16 protein-coding genes are annotated in these 16581 nt (G+C 65.2%); 8 read left to right on the forward strand and 8 right to left on the reverse strand.

Translation table 11 applies throughout. The features are described 5' to 3' along the window. The first annotated feature begins 47 nt into the window (after positions 1-47). A complete protein-coding gene (locus ACZYW1_RS19570; RefSeq protein ID WP_463788137.1) occupies positions 48-656 on the forward strand; it encodes an LGFP repeat-containing protein in 609 nt (202 codons plus the stop codon). A 130-nt stretch (positions 657-786) separates the two neighbouring features. On the opposite strand, the gene ACZYW1_RS19575 is transcribed toward ACZYW1_RS19570, so the two are convergent. Continuing rightward, entirely contained in the window at positions 787-1206 is a 420-nt protein-coding gene (locus tag ACZYW1_RS19575; protein WP_463788138.1) for a nuclear transport factor 2 family protein, read from the reverse strand. Between ACZYW1_RS19575 and ACZYW1_RS19580 the strand changes: the two genes are divergently transcribed. Next, complete coding sequence (locus ACZYW1_RS19580) at positions 1205-1498, forward strand: hypothetical protein (protein WP_463788139.1); 294 nt, start codon at positions 1205-1207, stop codon at positions 1496-1498. The genes ACZYW1_RS19575 and ACZYW1_RS19580 overlap by 2 nt on opposite strands. Positions 1499-1785: 287 nt before the next feature. On the opposite strand, the gene ACZYW1_RS19585 is transcribed toward ACZYW1_RS19580, so the two are convergent. Next, positions 1786-2961, reverse strand: a complete 1176-nt coding sequence (locus ACZYW1_RS19585) for an NAD(P)/FAD-dependent oxidoreductase (protein WP_463788140.1) — start codon at positions 2959-2961, stop codon at positions 1786-1788. Between the two features lie 84 nt (positions 2962-3045). Beyond that, positions 3046-3663 carry a mycothiol-dependent nitroreductase Rv2466c family protein gene (locus tag ACZYW1_RS19590; protein ID WP_463788141.1) on the reverse strand — a complete coding sequence of 206 codons (618 nt, stop codon included), beginning with the start codon at positions 3661-3663 and terminating at the stop codon, positions 3046-3048. A 233-nt stretch (positions 3664-3896) separates the two neighbouring features. On the opposite strand from ACZYW1_RS19590, the gene ACZYW1_RS19595 reads away from it, so the two are divergent. The 6 genes from ACZYW1_RS19595 to ACZYW1_RS19620 all read left to right on the forward strand — a co-directional run bounded on the left by ACZYW1_RS19595 (position 3897) and on the right by ACZYW1_RS19620 (position 10734). Further along, positions 3897-4160 (forward strand): metal-sensitive transcriptional regulator, encoded by a 264-nt coding sequence (locus ACZYW1_RS19595; protein WP_292989175.1) that lies wholly within the window; start codon positions 3897-3899, stop codon positions 4158-4160. Between the two features lie 85 nt (positions 4161-4245). Next, positions 4246-4782 carry a hypothetical protein gene (locus ACZYW1_RS19600; protein ID WP_463788142.1) on the forward strand — a complete coding sequence of 179 codons (537 nt, stop codon included), beginning with the start codon at positions 4246-4248 and terminating at the stop codon, positions 4780-4782. Between the two features lie 614 nt (positions 4783-5396). After that, positions 5397-5723, forward strand: a complete 327-nt coding sequence (locus ACZYW1_RS19605) for a DUF732 domain-containing protein (RefSeq protein ID WP_463788143.1) — start codon at positions 5397-5399, stop codon at positions 5721-5723. Positions 5724-5905: 182 nt separating this feature from the next. After that, a complete protein-coding gene (locus ACZYW1_RS19610) occupies positions 5906-6349 on the forward strand; it encodes a limonene-1,2-epoxide hydrolase family protein (protein WP_463788144.1) in 444 nt (147 codons plus the stop codon). A gap of 212 nt (positions 6350-6561) precedes the next feature. Further along, complete coding sequence (locus tag ACZYW1_RS19615) at positions 6562-8595, forward strand: toprim domain-containing protein (protein WP_463788145.1); 2034 nt, start codon at positions 6562-6564, stop codon at positions 8593-8595. Between the two features lie 9 nt (positions 8596-8604). After that, a complete protein-coding gene (locus ACZYW1_RS19620; RefSeq protein WP_463788146.1) occupies positions 8605-10734 on the forward strand; it encodes a DNA gyrase subunit A in 2130 nt (709 codons plus the stop codon). Between the two features lie 26 nt (positions 10735-10760). Here ACZYW1_RS19620 and ACZYW1_RS19625 read toward each other — a convergent pair whose 3' ends face one another. The 5 genes from ACZYW1_RS19625 to ACZYW1_RS19645 are packed head-to-tail and all read right to left on the reverse strand — an operon-like array spanning position 10761 to position 16402. Then, positions 10761-11216 carry a VOC family protein gene (locus ACZYW1_RS19625; RefSeq protein ID WP_463788147.1) on the reverse strand — a complete coding sequence of 152 codons (456 nt, stop codon included), beginning with the start codon at positions 11214-11216 and terminating at the stop codon, positions 10761-10763. 24 nt (positions 11217-11240) lie between these two features. After that, positions 11241-12053: an acyl-CoA thioesterase domain-containing protein gene (locus ACZYW1_RS19630; protein ID WP_463788148.1), complete on the reverse strand. Its 813-nt coding sequence runs from the start codon at positions 12051-12053 to the stop codon at positions 11241-11243. A gap of 16 nt (positions 12054-12069) precedes the next feature. Beyond that, a complete protein-coding gene (locus ACZYW1_RS19635) occupies positions 12070-12768 on the reverse strand; it encodes a hypothetical protein (protein WP_463788149.1) in 699 nt (232 codons plus the stop codon). A 32-nt stretch (positions 12769-12800) separates the two neighbouring features. Further along, positions 12801-14717 carry a zinc ribbon domain-containing protein gene (locus ACZYW1_RS19640; RefSeq protein ID WP_463788150.1) on the reverse strand — a complete coding sequence of 639 codons (1917 nt, stop codon included), beginning with the start codon at positions 14715-14717 and terminating at the stop codon, positions 12801-12803. Positions 14718-14767: 50 nt separating this feature from the next. Beyond that, positions 14768-16402 (reverse strand): S53 family peptidase, encoded by a 1635-nt coding sequence (locus ACZYW1_RS19645; protein WP_463788151.1) that lies wholly within the window; start codon positions 16400-16402, stop codon positions 14768-14770. Between the last annotated feature and the right edge of the window lie 179 nt (positions 16403-16581).

Here is a 16581-nt window from a genome sequence, read left to right on the forward strand (position 1 = left end):
GTCTGGCGCACCTTGGCCCGCACCACGCACGACGCGAGAGGAATCCCATGAGAACAGCCGCATACCGCCACGCCGCTGTCGTCGGCCTGACCACGGTTGCGTTGATCGCTTCGGGTTGCGGCAACGACAAGAGCGTCGACGCCTCGAAACCGCCTCAGGCCGGAGCGAACGCCACCGCGACGTCGACAGCCGCAGCGCCGCCGACCGCGCTGAAGCTCATCGGCGAGAGCAACGTCGAAGTGACCCTGACGGGGCCGATCGCCGCCAAATACTCATCGGCAACCGACAACCAGAAGGACGCTCTGGGTAAGCCCCTCACCGGTGACCGCAATGCGGGGACACGGGAGAGCGGCCTGGTTTTCCAGCAGTTCCAGGGCGGCGTGATCACCGCCAAAGACGACAAGGCCGGCACTCCCGCCTACATCACCACCGGGAAGATCCGGGAGGCTTGGAACATCCAACGCGCCCCGGACGGCGCACCCGAGGTCACCGGTGAAAACGGGTCGGCAGGTCCGTTGGGCTTTCCCGTCAGCGACGTCGTCGCCAAGGGCGATCTGCTCGTGTCTGATTTCGAACACGGCAAGATCGAGTACGACACAAAGTCCGGCCAGGTCGAGGTGACGGTCAACGGCAAGGTCGTCCCGTCCGGGCTGTAACGCACTGGGTCAGGGGAGTTGTCCGACCAGTAATCGGGGGTTCGGCAGGGCAAGCGTGAGCTGCCGGCGACCGTATCGGTGACCATGCTCAATCGAGCGGGCTGTGGAAGTGGCAGAGGTGGCTCTCTGCTCAGTGTTTGAAGACGTCGAAGGTGCCGATGACGGCGTGGCTGACCTTGGTCCGTTCGCTGAGTAACCAGGTTCCGTTGTCGTGGCGTGTCCATCGATCGCGGTACTCGCCGAGGGTGGAGAAGGTCTGGTCGGCGACGTCGCCGCGGCCCATGTGGAGGTCTTGGACGTAGCAGGTGCTCGTTGTGGTGGTGGGGGTGCTGTCCACCAGCACGTTGCCGATGAGGTGCTGGGTAGGGCCGCAGTAATCGAGGAAGGAGCGCATTTGGGTGATGAGTGCGTCACGGCCGCGAAGCGCGCCGATACCGAAGTCGGCAATGACGTCGTCGACGACGAGCTCGCCGACGGTGACCCAATCGCGCCGATCCATGGCCAGGGCGAATTGGAACAGGCGCCGACTGATCTGATGGTGAATCAGCATGTCGGCGTTGTCAGAGTTCACTGAGGATCTGAACCCGGATGCGGACAAGTCGTGCCGTGGCGATGTGCCATTGGCCGTCCTGCTTGATGTATTCGTCATAGTAGTGGCCGACCCCGGTGATGCCGACTCGCTCGCCCGAGGCGGCTCGGGGCCACTCGACGATGCGCTTACCGCGGCGGTGTTCACCCCCATGGACAGCTTTCAGATAGGGACGCTCGGCGACCGGGTGCGCCGCACGGCACAAGACATTGAAGCGCGCATCGCCGGCAACCCTCGTACAGTTGTTGTTTGATTGCCACGTCGGCCAGGGCGTGAGCGGGCTGTCCAGTCTCGTTGTTCCTGGCGGTAACAAACCTGGTAGTCGTCATCTCAAATGAGACCGTCGGATGGCAGACTGTCTCATTCATTACGGCGCTTCCGTGGCCTGAGCGTTGAAATCATATGTCAGCGAAAACTTCCAAATCCGTTGCCACGGCACCGCACAGACCGGTTATTCGAGTCGACAGCCCTTCGGTATGGCCGGCAGACGGTCGGCCACGCGGGCGCCTTGCACACTGGTTGCGCCCCACCGGAATCGGGTTAGGCGACGCTGTTTTGGTCCTCCCACACTGCTCGCCAGTCACGTTCCTCGTCCTGCTTGTCGTGGTGCAGGGTTTCCGACGGTGGGCTGAGGTGGATTGCAGGGTGGGGCATCGTGAAGAAATCACCCTGCCCGAGAGCGGAATTGCCCTCGCCGGTGTCGACGTAGCAATAGCCCTTTCCTGACAGCGCGGTAACACTCTCGGTCAGGCCCAGGTGGTGCAGCGCGTTGAGCGCCGCGGCTCTGGCGCCGTTTTTGGCGAAGATCGCCGCCTTGGGCAGCGGCCGCCCGGAGGGGGAGGCGATGGCAGCGGCGTCGCCAATGGCGAAGATGCCGGGGTGGCGGGTTTGCATGGTGATGGCATCGACGCTGATCCATCCCGGCCCGTCCAGGGTGACGGCGGGTTCGTGCGGCGGGATGAAAACCAGCAGGTCATAGACTTTTGTGCCGCCGTGCTGGAAGTGGATCTGTCGACGGTCCGGATCGATCCGGTCGACAGCATGGTCGCCGAAGAACGCGATGCCGTGGCCGTTGAGCAGTTCGACAAGTTCTGGTCCGGCGAAAGGTCCGGCCGACGGCATGGGGTACTTTTCCGGGCTGTACACCGATATCGCTGTGTGCGAACGTATTCCGTTGTCGCGAAGCAAGTCTGCGGCCAGCAGCGAACCTTCATAGGGTGCGACCGGGCACCGATAAGGCTGCGAGGTGACCAGGAAGACAAGGTCACCGCCGGCGAAGGCGCGAAGCGCCTGATTGGCGCGCGTTGCCGCATCGGCGCTGTAGTAGTGCACCGCGGTGCCGGCGGCCATGGCGTCGCTCAGACCCGGAACGGCGTCGATCGCGTTTCGCGCTCCGGTCGCGATTACGAGCGCGTCGAAACCCAGCTCGGTTCGCCCGGCCAACGTGACAGTGCGCCGTTCGGGGTGGATCGCTTGCACGGTTCCGGTGACCTTCCGAACCCTTGCCAGAGCGGCAGCGCTGGGTCGGATGGGCACGCTGTCACGGTCGCGCCAGCCGCGCATCACCCAGGGCAACGTGAAACCCAGGAAGTGGGCGAAATCTTCGTCGACGACCGTGATGTCGAGGTCGTCGAGACTCACGCCGGACTCCCAGATTTCCTTGATGACGCTCAATCCGCCGATTCCGGCGCCGAGGATCAACAGCTTCTTGCTCATGTGCGCACCTTCATTCTCAAGGGTCTTCTGACTCGCCACCGTCGAATTAGCCTGTGGTGCGGCGGTGACGAGCGGTGACGTGATCTAGGGGTGGGTGCGCGGCCGCTGCAGCTGGGCGAACTGTGGAGTGGCCACCAGCGCCGCCACTGCCTCAAACACCGGCAGTGTGCGGTCGGGGTCGGGTACTGCGCTCAAGACCGGACCGAACACGGTATGCCCGCCGATCGTGATCAACGGGCTACCACCGACGTCTCCGAGCGCGCTCTGGCTGGCTTCGTGGGCAAACCGGACCGCACTGTCCCAAGCGGCGTCATCAAGGACGGTGCCGGCGATACGCTGCGCGCGCGCTGCACTCGCCACCTCCTGTACGAGACGACTGTCGACGGGTGCTGACTGGTCGAAGTACCGCTGGCCGAACGTGAAATACGCTGCGGCCAACGCGGCCGGGGGGACCTCCTCGCGAACCGCGGCCATCAACCGGCCCACGGCGCGCGAATCGTTCATGCGTGCCTGCTGGGGAGGCGGCAGCTGGCGACCCTCGTTGAGAACAGCCAGATTCATCAACCGCAATTCAACGCCGAACCCGACCTTGTCGGCGGCGTCTGTCAACCAACGAGCGGTATTCCAAGAAAACGGGCACACCGGGTCAAGCCACAGCGTCACCACATCGTCAAGGCCATCCATTGATTCCGTGTCGATCATCATTGTCCCTTACTCCAAGATTGCGAAACTGGTTGAAATCCTCTTGCTGCGCGATGATTTCGCGGCATCAGTACCGCTCAGTTCGGTAATGATGTTCCGGTCCGGTTGCCACTTAATACTATACCCCCTACCGTATACTCGGGATGTCGGAACGGCAACGGGTCTCACGACGCCGCCCAGCCTCATACCCCCCGGGGTAATATGAGGGAGCCCGCACCTTATTGGAGGACTACATGATTGACGACACTGAACGCATCGACGCGGTGCTCAGCCGACTACGCCGAGCCCAGGGACAACTCTCCGGCGTTATCACCATGATCGAGCAAGGCCGTGACTGCAAAGATGTCGTCACCCAACTCGCCGCGGTGTCCAAAGCGCTCGATCGAGCCGGCTTCAAAATCGTCGCCTCTGGTATGCGTCACTGCATCACCGGCAAAGGCTCCGGTCCGCGCCTCACCGAGGACGAACTCGAGAAGCTGTTCCTTTCACTTGCCTGACCACTGCCGCGGACCCCGGCACCTTGCGGGGCCTACCGCCGCCTTGCGAGCACGACATGGCGTTCTCACGGCGTACGGTCGTCGCATGCATCGAACGGCTCTGCTGTCAGCGTTATCCCTGTGGGCGCTGGGCGTAGCCGTCGAAGCACCAGCGCTCGCGTCGCCGACGGCCTTTCCTGACGTCGATGCTCGTCACCCGGTCGTGGCAGACGAATACCGAGTCCTGGGCGCGCATCCAAGTTCGTCCGGTTGGGCCTTCTCCACACCTGGCGGACAACGTTGCCAGGACAGCATGATCGCCGAACTGGGCGTGATGTGCTGGGGCCCAATGCAAGGCGCGCCAGCGGGGTCGAACAGCATCGCTGTGTCGTTGACCAAGCAGGGGACACTCGATCGAACCACCACAGACATCGACGCGCAGCCAATCTCGTACCCGACTCTTCCGGTGGGGAGCAAACTCGCCACCGATAACGGCGTCGTCTGCGCCGTTCTGACCACGGACTCGTTCGCTTGTCGAGCCCGCAAACCAGCGACTTGGGCCGCTGACACTCCTGATCCTCCCGATCGGCACTACGCCGAGCACGGGTTCGTGGTCGCCCCGCAGGGGAGCTGGACGTACTAGACGCTCACGCACGAATTTCGTGCGGGCTGACGCTTTAACAGCGTCGCAGCGTGCAGTCCGTGGACATGTGCCGACTCATTGCCCGAAGCACGTCTTGTGACGTCTCGCCCAACGCCGCGAGGCGCCGCACCAAACCGCGCTTTTCCATGCGGGTGAGCTGATGGGACAGCCGGCTCTTTTCCCACAGGGGACGGACGACGATTCGTCTGATGCAACTTGCAGTGGTTGAGTTGACATAATGTAGCTTATCGGCACAATGCTGACCGGTCCATTGCTGCGAAAACACCTCCAACCAGTGAATTCCCGCTGTGGAGGAGCCCCCGACATCTGCCACCCACTCCACGACACACTGGCCAGATACGACGGATGCGCGATGGTCGTTAGACGCGTTCGGATCGCGCTTTGCCGCGCTTTGCGCGCTTTGCGGCGGTACCCCACGCAGCACTGCCGCGACCATCAATACGTCACTGTGACGAATAGCCCTGCGGCGCAGTGCGATACACCGGCCTCCGTGCCGGAAATTCCCGCGTCGACCGATGCGATCTTCCGGTTAGTGTGAATCTGATGTCAGGCACGCCGCCGTGACAGAGAGACGGGGACGCTCAATGGCCACGGTGACCAACAAAGTCGTTCGACTGGCGGCAGCCACGCTCGGGGCCGGCGTGCTGATGGCCGGCGCCGCCGGTACCGCATCAGCCTGGCCGATCCCGATCACACCGGAACAACAGCGGTTCATCAACGAAGCGCGCGGTGCAGGATTTCCCGGCGACGATGACGCAGTTCTGCAAGCAGGTATGCAAGCATGCCGCGCGCTCTACACCGGGCAAGGCACGCAAGGCGCTATCGGCACGGTCGCCGCACAAGCCGGGGTGAACCCGGATCAAGCCGCGGCGGTAGTCCACCTTGCCCGCGGCACCCTCTGCACCCAAGCGCCGGGATAGAACACTTCCCCACCACACCACCGGGTGGCTGCGGTAAATACGTCACAGTGACGAAATCATGTCTCCCGCAAGGCCATTGGGCCACCGGTCGGTGCATCACTGAGACGGGACGTAAATTGCTTGATTTAATCGATGAGTGCCGGCGGAGCTTCGCCCCGTGGCCGTAATCGGAGGAACTCTTCGTGGCAACTGATGACCGCTCGTCCACTCAGAATGAGCAACTGGTTCTCGACTTCGTCCACGCCGCCTACGGCGAGACGATGAACGTCGATGCGATGACAGCCAAGTTGCACGACGATTTCGTCTGGCAGCTCAACGTCCCGTTGTCACCCGTCGTCCGGGGTCGCGACGCCGCCCGGGCGGCCTTGCTGCAGCAGTCCGGATTGTCCTCCGGCATGGTCGACGGCAGTGAAATCCGCGCGGTCGTTTCCACCGGCGACACCGTCGTCGTAGAACGGGTCGACGTCAACATGATCGGCGGAAAGCCGGTGACCTTCAACGTGGCCGCCATCTTCGAGGTCACCGACGGACTGATCTCCTGCTGGCGCGAGTACTGGGACACCGGGCACATCGCCAAGCAACTCGGCATCGACCCGCTGCTGATGTTCGATCAGCTGGATTCGTAAAGCTCGCCGCGCTGACCGGAGTCCTTCCGGCCCCCTAGATCACAGTGGAGTGCCGACGCTTCAGCCGTAAGACAAGTCACGGCCGCGGTTGCTCGGAGATGTCCGCTTGACGGTCTACGATTCGTGCGAAACCTCAGTGCTGCAGAGCGAATCGCCGGTGAAAATCGGTGCGTTCGGTCCGCCCCGATTTACCCGAAGGAGAGCGACCAGCAGTGAGCTACACCGCCGCCGACATCACTGAACTCGACGATGTCCAGCACACTCGCCTGCGGCCGGCGGTGAACCTCGGTCTGGACGTGCTCAACACCGCGCTGCGCGAGCTGGTGGACAATGCAATCGAAGAGGTCGCCGATCCCGACCACGGTGGATCGACCGTCACCATCACCTTGCATGCCGACGGCTCGGTCAGCGTCTCCGACGACGGGCGTGGCCTGCCTGTCGACTCCGACCCGGTGAACGGTAAGAACGGCATCGTCAAGACGCTGGGTACCGCGCGGGCGGGCGGTAAGTTCTCCGCGCACACCGACGCGGCCAGCACCGGCGCCGGCCTGAACGGAATCGGGGCCGCCGCAGCGGTTTTCATCTCCGCCCGAACCGATGTGACGGTCCGCCGGGGCGGGAAGACCTACCTGCAGAGTTTCGGCGGCGGCTACCCCGGAGAGTTCGAAGGCAAGGACTTCGACCCGACCGCCCCGTTCAGCCGCGCCGACACCCAGAAGTTGCGCGGCTCCGGCAATCGCAAACCGGACGCCCACGGCACCACGGTGCGCATTCTGTTCGACGCGGCCGTGGTGCCGGACTCGACGGTGGACATCAACGAGGTGCTGCTGCGAGCCCACGCCGCGTCGCGGATGTCCCCCGGTGTGCACCTGATCGTCACAGACGAAGACTGGCCCGGGGACGCCGTGCGGCCCGAACTGCTCGAGCCGTTCAGCGGACCGTGGGGCAGCGAAACCCTGCTGAACCTCATGTGCGTCGCCGCCGGCACCCCCGTGCCCGGTGTGCGCGCGGTGGTGGAGGGCCGCGGCGACTACACGACCGGCCGTGGCCCGACCCCGTTCCGCTGGTCCCTGACGGCGGGCCCTGCCGAACCGGCCACCGTCGCCGCGTTCTGCAATACCGTCCGCACCCCTGGTGGCGGATCGCATCTGACCGCCGCAGTGAAGGGTGTGTCCGAAGCGCTGGCCGACCGTGCATCCCGCATCCGCGACCTGGGCCTGGCCAAAGGCGAAGAAGGCCCGGAGCCACAGGATTTCGCAGCCGTGACCGCGCTCGCCGTGGACACCCGCGCACCCGACGTGTCCTGGGACTCCCAAGCCAAGACCGCGGTGTCGTCGCGCTCACTGAATGTGGCGATGGCTCCGGACGTGGCGCGCAGCGTGACCATCTGGGCGGCCAACCCCGGCAACGCGGACGCGGTGTCGCAGTGGACGAAGTTGGCCTTGGAATCTGCCCGCGCGCGGCGCAGCGCCGAGGGCGCCAAAGCCCGGTCCCGAGCCGCATCGAAGGCCAAGGGTCTGGGGACGAATCTGTCCCTGCCGCCGAAGCTGCTGCCCAGCCGGGAGACCGGCCGCGGCTCAGGTGCCGAATTGTTTCTGTGCGAGGGCGATTCGGCGCTGGGCACCATCAAGGCCGCCCGCGACGCCACGTTCCAGGCTGCTTTTCCGCTGAAGGGCAAGCCGCCCAACGTCTTTGGGTTCACCGTGAGCAAGGCGCGGGTCAAGGACGAATTCGACTCGATCGAGCGCATCCTGGGCTGCGGGGTCCGCGACAACTGCGACCCAGAGTCGTGCCGGTACGACCGCATCCTGTTCGCCTCCGACGCCGACCCCGACGGCGGCAACATCAACTCGAGCCTCATCTCGATGTTCCTGGACTTCTATCGACCGCTCGTCAAGGCCGGGATGGTCTATGTGACTCTGCCGCCGCTGTTCGTGGTCAAGGACGGCCAGCAGCGGATCTACTGCCAAGACGAATCCGAACGCGATGCTGCAGTAGCCCAGATGAAAGCCACCTCCAAGCGGAAGGTCGAGGTCCAGCGGAACAAGGGTCTCGGTGAGATGGACGCCGACGACTTCTGGAACACCGTGCTGGATCCCCAGCGCCGCACCGTCATTCGGGTGCACCTCGACGACGGCGACCCGAAGTTGCACCACACTCTGTTCGGTGGGCCGCCCGAGGGCCGGCGCACGTGGATGGCAGACGTCGCCTCCCGCGTCGACACCGCCGCCCTCGACCTCGACTAGGAGTACGACGTGACCGCCATCGTCGAACAGAACCCCGATTTGGTGCTCGACCAGAGTGCCGACGACTACTGGAACCACTACCAGCTCACCTTCGCGCTCTACAGCGTCAGCGATCGTGCCATCCCGTCGGCTTTCGACGGGCTCAAGCCAGGCCAGCGCCGACTTCTCTACCAGATGCACGACTCCCGACTGTTGCCCGGGAACAAGCCGCAGAAGTCCTCCAAGGTCTGCTCGGCCGTCACCGGCAACCTGCACCCCCACGGTGGCGCGTCGATGTACGGCGCGGCGGCGCTGATGGCTGCTGAGTTCCAGCGCGTGAAAGTCATTGATGGGCAAGGCGCTTTCCCACGAATCCAGGGCGACCTCCCCGCCGCCGACCGCTACACCGAGATGCGACTGTCGGCACCTGGTGCCGCACTGACCGCCGAACTCAACGACCACGCCGTTCCGATGGTCTCGACGTTCGACGGCGAATGGATCGAACCGACTGTGCTGCCGGCTCAGTGGCCGGTGTTGCTCTGCAACGGCGCCGTCGGCATCGCCGAAGGCTGGGCCACCAAAGTCCCCGCGCACAATCCCCGCGAGATCATGGCGGCCTGTCGGGCCCTGCTGAAGACCCCGAACATGACCGACGACAGGTTGATGAAACTCATCCCCGGACCCGACTGGGGCTGCGGGGCCACCGTGGTCGGCACGGCCGGACTGCGGGAGTACATCACCACCGGGCGAGGGCAGCTCACGGTCCGCGGCACGGTGTCGGTGGACGGCAAGAACGTCATCGTCACCGAACTGCCACCGGGCGTCGCGAGTAACACTGTGCAAGAACGGATCCGGGCTCTGGTCGAATCGGGCGAGATGTCCGGGGTGGCCGACATGTCCGACCTGACCGACCGCCGCAACGGCCTGCGCATCGTGGTCACCGCCAAGCGCGGGCACAGCGCCGAGACGATCCGCGACCAATTGCTCGCTCTCACTCCGCTGGAGTCGACGTTCGCCGCCAGCCTGGTCGCACTCGATGAAGACCGGGTGCCGCGATGGTGGACGGTGCGGGAACTGATCGGCGCTTTCCTGCACCTGCGCGACGCAGTTGTGTTGCGCCGCAGCGAGTACCGGCTGGAAAAGGTCACCGCGCGGCGCCATCTGGTGGCCGGCCTGATGACCATCCACCTCGACATCGACGCCGCGGTCGCGGTGATTCGTGGATCCGACACCGTCGACGACGCCCGGCAGGGGCTGCAGGATCGGTTCTCGATAGACACCGAACAAGCCGACTACGTTCTGGGGCTGCAGCTGCGGCGGTTGACCAAACTCGACGTCATCGAGCTGCAGGCCGAGGCGGAGAAATTGGACGCCGAGTTCCTCGAACTGACCGAATTGGTGTCGAATCCCGACGCGCGTCGGGTGGTGATCGATCAGGAATTGGTGGAGACGGCAAAACTGTTCAAGGGTCCCGAATTCGACCGTCGCACCGTGCTGGATCTCGAGGCGACACCCGTGTCGTCCGGCGTCGACGAGGACGGGCCGCGTGAGCGGAAGGTCAACGCCGCGTGGCGACTCGACGACCGCGGCGTGTTCTCTGACAGCCACGGCGACCTGCTGACCTCCGGTCTGGGTTGGGCGGTGTGGACCGACGGACGAGTCAAGTTCACCACCGGCAGCGGTCTGCCCTCCAAGATCCGTGACATCCCGGTGGCGCCGGACATCACCGGGCTGGTGCGTTCAGGGGTGCTCGCCGACGGCCAGCACCTGGCACTGGTGACCCGGCGCGGGAAGGTGCTGCGGATCGACCCGTCCGCGGTCAATCCCCAAGGCGCGGCGGGCAACGGGGTCGCAGGTGTGAAGCTGGCGGCCGACGGCGACGAGGTGATCGCCGCGTTGCCACTCACGTGTGAGAACGGCGAAGCCATCCTGTCGATCTCCGAAAAGGGCTGGAAAGTCACCGAAGTCGCCGACATTCCGGTGAAGGGTCGCGGTGGCGCCGGCGTCGGTTTTCACCCCTTCGTCAACGGCGAAGCTGCGCTACTCGCGGCGGCGGTCTCGCCGACTGGCTTCGTGCGGGGCACGAAAGTGGTCCGGGCCGAAAAGCGCGCCAAGGCGTCGGTCAAAGGATCCGGCCAGGACGTCACGCCCGCCACGTAGACGGCAGGCAGGGCGTTATCGATTGGCTACTTCGGACGCGGGGGCAGCACTGCAAGCCACGAGTCCGACAGCAGCTCGAGCAATTGACCGTCCGGATCGCGGATCATGGCTGACTGGTCGGAGACACTCTCGGCGACCACGGATCCGCCGAATTCAGCGACGTTGGCCAGCACGGCGCCGAGGTCTGACACTGACAGTGACAGGTGGGTGAGACCGACTTGATCCAGTACCCGATGCGATCCGGCCCGCAGCACGCGGTGGGAGTACGCCAGCAACTCGAGCACCAGACCATCGCGAACGAGATACGTGGCGTGTAGTCCGATCGGTGGATTCAGTTGCAGCAGTTGGCCGGTGCCCTCATCAGGCGGTGTGAGTTCCCACCAGAACGTGAAATCCAGCAGGCCCTCGTAGAAGCGGCGTGACCGGGCGGTGTCGGCTACGCACAAACCGACATGGTTGAACACTGTTCGCTGACGGGTCATGGCAACCTCCTGCGAGTGAACGCTCTAGGGAATCTTCAGGGGAAACGGGTCATTGGCGAAGTCGATCTGAGCGTCGGGATTGGCGACGGCGGTCGTCATGCCGGATCCGAAAGCTCCGGCTGTGTCGAACAACGTCGCCGTGCCGACCGCCACGCCGTCGGCGGCCCAGTGTGAATCGGCCTGAACGCCGATCCAATCCCCGACCGGCAGCCTCGCCAATCCCACCGTCAAATCGCCGTTGATGTAGCCCACTCCGCGGGTGCCCAGATTCGTGACCAGGCTTGTTGCCTCCGCAACCATCACCGCGCGAGTGAACTGGGTGTTGGGTTCTCCGGCCACGACGTCAATGGCATTGTTGTAGAAGCGTTTTCGCGATTCGTTCTGATGTTCACCCGGCGATCGGCTCCAGTCGGCATCGTCGCTGTGTACAGCCGTCTGCGCCCCGTCCTCGAGCGCCGGCGGAAATGGAATCGATGTCGGCACGCTCCACAGGTCCCCCGGCGGCGCCTGAGAACGTCGGTATTGCAGCAAGCTTGCGCGAGCGACCAACCGGCCGTCCTGGACGACTTCGCACTCCGCGCTACGCACGCGTCTGCCGTCGCGCACCACCCGAACGTTGACCGCGGTCGGGATGCCTCGCGCTGCCCGGAACAAATCAACCGTCAGTCGGGTGGGCATGAAGTCATCTGATCCACAGTGGCTTTCGAGCACATGAGCTGCCAGTCCGACGACGGCCGGCCCGCTGAGGTGGTCGTCACCCCAGTGACTTCCCGCGAATGATGTCGGCTCGAACGCACCACCTTCGAGCAGCGTGAAGTGCGCAGGTTTCACGACCACTACACCATCATCGTCGCTAGGCCGCGCGGAGAATGTTCACGGCCTTGACCAGCATTCCGCTCAGCAGCCCTTCCGCGTCGGGATTCCCGGGAAGAATGCCTTCGGCGGTGACGGCCACGGTCTCGCTGAGGAACGCCGCGAAGACAAAGGACTTGGCTGCGCCCTTGGCGGTGACCGCAGTCGACTCGGTGGTGACGATGCCGTCGATCGGAGGCCCGGGTTGCCGGGTGACGTCGGAGACCACCAGCTGGCCCTGAACCCGTTGGGTGACCGAGACCTGCTCACACCCTTTGGGGACGACAGCCTTGCCCAGCGACTTCGGCGAACTCACGGCGCCGACCAGGATCGCACCCTGCCCGAGCCCGCCGATCATCGTGTACTGAGCCTCCGGTGGCGGTCGCACCGGTTGGAGAACCGACCGGCACAACGGCGGATCGATCTTCACGATGTCACCGACCCCAACGGCGAAGAACTTGTCGGCGTCGGGCCCCAGGGTGGCGATGGTCGTGTTCTGCACGCGGTCGAACCCTGGCGGGAATTGCCCTTCCAGCTGGCTCAGCCGGCTGATGTCGTAGTAGGTGGACCGTGGTGGCGGAGGGCTGTTCTTCGTCGGTAGCGAAGGCGGCGGGAATGCGGTGGCGGCGTCGGACGGGCTCACCGGCGTGCCGTCGACGGAGCGTGCGCATCCCGGCACGGCAAGGCAGGCGATGAGCACGGCGAGTGCGGTAGACCGCCGGAGACAAAGGCTCACTGGGCTGCCGGCTTGTTCCAGGTGAAGCTGTTCACCGAATTGCCCAGAAGTTGCGCGATCATCATGTTGACCGCCGAAGGATGCGCCGATGTGCGCGGTGTGAACCGGACCATCGGGCCCTCGGCCACCGCCACGAGAGCCAACCCGTTCTTCACGGCGGTCATCACGAGAAGGCGACCGCGGGTGGATGCGGCGTTGGGGTTCTCCAGCGAAAAGTCATCCACTTCACCGTAACCCGGTTCGTAACCGACCATCGCGTTGGGAATCTGATACGCAGTCTGCGCGGTCCGGTAATTCTTCTGGATGTACTGCTCGACGATCTGGCGCGGTGTGCGATTCTGCGCCGGTGTTCCGAACAGCCGGATCTCGCCGTCCATCCGGCCGAACGTCACAGTGATGCCGTCGTCGCTTTTCGTCACGTCGGCAGCCGGTAGGTAGGCGACCGAGAAAGCGCCGTCTTTCGAGGTGAACCGGGGGTAGGTCTGCACCGCGACCGGCCGCTGACTCGGCGGCGTCACGTCCGGGGGCTCCGGCGCCGGCCCCTGACCCGGCTCAGCACCGACCGGTGGGCCGATCGGCGGCCTTCCGCAATCCGGGGGGCACGCGTACTGCGCAGCGGCCGGAGTCACCGTCACGGAAATAGCCGAGACGGCGGCGACCGCCACGGCCAGTGCCGCCGCCACCGCGACGGTCAGCCCAGCCGGCGACGTCACCCGCGGCAGTGGCGCGCTGTACGCACCGGGCGGTACGCCGTAGCCGGGATACTGCCCGCCCGGTGACCGGCCGGCCGAGGCGTCGACGGCAGCGCCGCGGGCACCGCGCGCGGCCCTGCTCGCGGCGCGCGCCGCCGCCCCGCAGTTCGGGCAGAACGGCAGGTCTGGAACCGCGTGGCGGCAGTGAAAGCACAACGCCGCCCGGCCGTGCGACGCGTCGGGCTGTTCGTGCAGTAGCGCTGTGTGCACGCCAATTCTCAACAAGATCAAGGCAATAGCCGCGACAATCAGGTGCAGTCCAAGCTGAACCGTGGGCGTGAGGCTCGCGATGTCCACAACCCCCAGGACCGCGTAGATGACGACTCCCACCGCCGACGCCGCGAGGACAGCGCGCCGATCCGGACCAGGCTGGGGCTGACCGCGCCGGCTGAACCACAGCGCAACGCCGATCAGACCCCCGACAGCCGCCGCGGTCAAAGGCATTGCGACACCCTGAACTCCGGCCTGCATGAGTAGGACCGCGACGGGTTTGTGGCGCGCGACAAGCCCGTTGGAGAGCTGAGGGGCAGCGCGAACAGCGACGGCGGCCGCGGTGAAAAGCAAGGCTGCCCGCGCGCCGATCGCGTAGCCGTCGAGTGACTCTCGAGTGGCGGGCCGCAGAAAGCGTGCAAGAACCACCGGCACGACCATCACGATCGCGCCGAGCACGGGGATGCTCAGGCCCTGTGCGAGCAGCCGTAGACCGCTGTGGCCGGGTCCCAGCACGTTGAGGTACGAATCAGCCAGCTGCCGGCCCGTCAGATAGGCCCAGCCCGCGCCGAGCGCCAGCCCGGCCGCCGATGTCATTGCGACGGTTCGCAACCCGAGGTCGCTACGGACGCCGGTCTGTCGGAGATACGCGATGAAGAGCACCGGTACACCGACGACGCTGATCGCGACGAGTGCGGCTTGCCATCGCAAGAGCGCCACCACGATCAGCGCCACGATGAGCAGGCTCAGCGCTGTCCGAAATGCTGTCCGTGACCGCGGTAGCACGTGCGGAAAGAGCGTGCTGATCAGCGACAATCGGACCAGCTGTTCGTTCGGCTCGGCCACGTACGCGTCGGGACGCAGGCGATCGGATCCGTTGCCGGGTTGCTGGTAGATGTGGACGCCACAATAACCGCAGAACGCCCCGTCGGGAACGTCACTCTGACACACCCTGCATCGCACGATCTCTGAATGCTGTTGGGCGGCAGCACTACTCGTTGTCATTGCTGCGGGCCCTTCTGGATGTCGAGAATGTCGTGCGCCAAGTTGTCGGTGTCGGGAGTGCCCAGCCCGGTCACCAGGTCGTAGCCCGGGACCGCGATGTGCACGGCGTTTCCTCCGGTCACGACGTCGTGGAACGCCGGGCGGGCGGCGCCCGCGGCGACTCGGTAGAGCAGTGGGTTGATGTCGCCGACCGCCCGGCCTCCATTGGCCTCGAGGAATTGGTTGATCAGCGCGGTCAACGCCGCCCAGATCGGCGCGGACTGCGAGGTTCCTCCACCGGCCATCCAGCGACCGTCGACCAGGATGCTGACACCGCTGTAGGGGTCGGCGTCAGCGGCGACGTCAGGGGTCAACCGGTGGGTGGAGTCCCACGCCGAGGAGACATTCTTCTGCCACGAGGGTCGGGGGAACAGGCGCGATACTCCCCCGCCGGTGCCTTGCGACATCGGCGAGTCGAACCAACTGACTTCGGAGACCCAGGCGCCCTTGGCATCGGTGCTCAGCGTCGTTCCCCCGACATCTGTCATCGCGGGAACCGAGCCGACAGCGTTCACTCCCTGGTCGTTCTCGCCGGGCGGTGTCGACCAATCACCGTTGAAATCAGCACATTCCAGGCCGCCGGAATCACCGCTCGACATGAACGCCGATGTACCGTGCGACTCCGCGATCTGGACCGCGGCCTCGACCGGCGCAAGGTCGGCGGCGGTGGCCATCCGGTCACAACCGATGCCGAGCGAGGTACTCCACACCGCGCCCGGGAACTGCCGGTCGGCAAGCTGGTACATCTGGCCCGCCTGCGCGTAACTGGTCGAACCACCGAAGGCCAACGCGTTGACGACCACCAGCTTGGCGTCGGGCGCAATGGCGTGAACGACCTCGAGGTCCATCTCGGTCTCGCCGAGAACCTTGCCCGGCTGTCCACCGATGAGAACCGGGGTGAAGCGCGGCGAGCCCAGCTTGTCGGCCCAATGGTCCAGATCGGCCTGCTTGTAGCCGTCGATCTCGAAGAAGACGATGGTCTGCCCCCGGCCGGTGAATCCGGCGCGCGCCAGCGGCTCGGCGTTGTAGGTGCGCAGCAGCGCCGGCGGCCGCAATCCACCGCGGGGAACATCGGTCGGGATGTTGAGTGGTTGCGCGCGGTGCATCAGTTGGTATCCCAGGATGCTGCCGAGTTCGCTGACCTCGCCGGTCAGCGAGGCTGGGATCGACGGTTCCTGCGCTGCGGCATAGAAGACCTGGCCGCTGCGACTGCGGTAGTCGTGGATTGCCACGTCGAACGCGGTCGCGAGATCGGCCGGCCTGCCCTCGATGTAGGCCCAGCCGGCGCCCGGCTGCCACCGCACACCCAGGTGATGGTGCTGCGTCCAGCTGATCAGCGCGTCGGGACGCGCCGCATGTCGAAGCGACGCGGCCAGCGTGATGCGCTGCTGATGCGCCGGGCCCACATCGGCCGAGGCATCAAGCAGCCACGTCATCGGTCCGGAAGTCAACGTCGGGTGGGTGGCCCTGACCGGCCCCGCTCCCATGGCCAGGACCAGGTACACCGCGATTGACAGGGCCGCCAGACGCGGGCCCACACGGCCGGCGAAGCGACTGGCTTCGGCCCCGGCTGAGCGCGACAGTCGAATCACCGCTACTCCCTCGACTCATGATTGGGCAGGCGTGCCGGCCATCGGCAAAAGTACTTCACTTCCCAACCGTCTCAGCGCTTAATCGGTGAATTTTGCTTACGCCCCTGCCGTTTACGCTAGCGCGAGCCAACTCATATGAATCACACAAATTTGTTCAGCAGGCTAACATCAGCCTGCTC

The organism is Mycobacterium sp. IDUB_36 (genome assembly GCF_055419225.1).

Excerpts from the sequence above, each read along its gene's own strand:
- ACZYW1_RS19600 (WP_463788142.1), top strand. The coding sequence starts at position 4,246 with ATGCATCGAACGGCTCTGCTGTCAGCGTTATCCCTGTGGGCGCTGGGC.
- ACZYW1_RS19580 (WP_463788139.1), top strand. The coding sequence starts at position 1,205 with ATGTCGGCGTTGTCAGAGTTCACTGAGGATCTGAACCCGGATGCGGAC.
- ACZYW1_RS19625 (WP_463788147.1), bottom strand. The coding sequence starts at position 11,216 with ATGACCCGTCAGCGAACAGTGTTCAACCATGTCGGTTTGTGCGTAGCC.
- ACZYW1_RS19585 (WP_463788140.1), bottom strand. The coding sequence starts at position 2,961 with ATGAGCAAGAAGCTGTTGATCCTCGGCGCCGGAATCGGCGGATTGAGC.
- ACZYW1_RS19590 (WP_463788141.1), bottom strand. The coding sequence starts at position 3,663 with ATGATCGACACGGAATCAATGGATGGCCTTGACGATGTGGTGACGCTG.
- ACZYW1_RS19595 (WP_292989175.1), top strand. The coding sequence starts at position 3,897 with ATGATTGACGACACTGAACGCATCGACGCGGTGCTCAGCCGACTACGC.
- ACZYW1_RS19575 (WP_463788138.1), bottom strand. The coding sequence starts at position 1,206 with ATGCTGATTCACCATCAGATCAGTCGGCGCCTGTTCCAATTCGCCCTG.
- ACZYW1_RS19570 (WP_463788137.1), top strand. The coding sequence starts at position 48 with ATGAGAACAGCCGCATACCGCCACGCCGCTGTCGTCGGCCTGACCACG.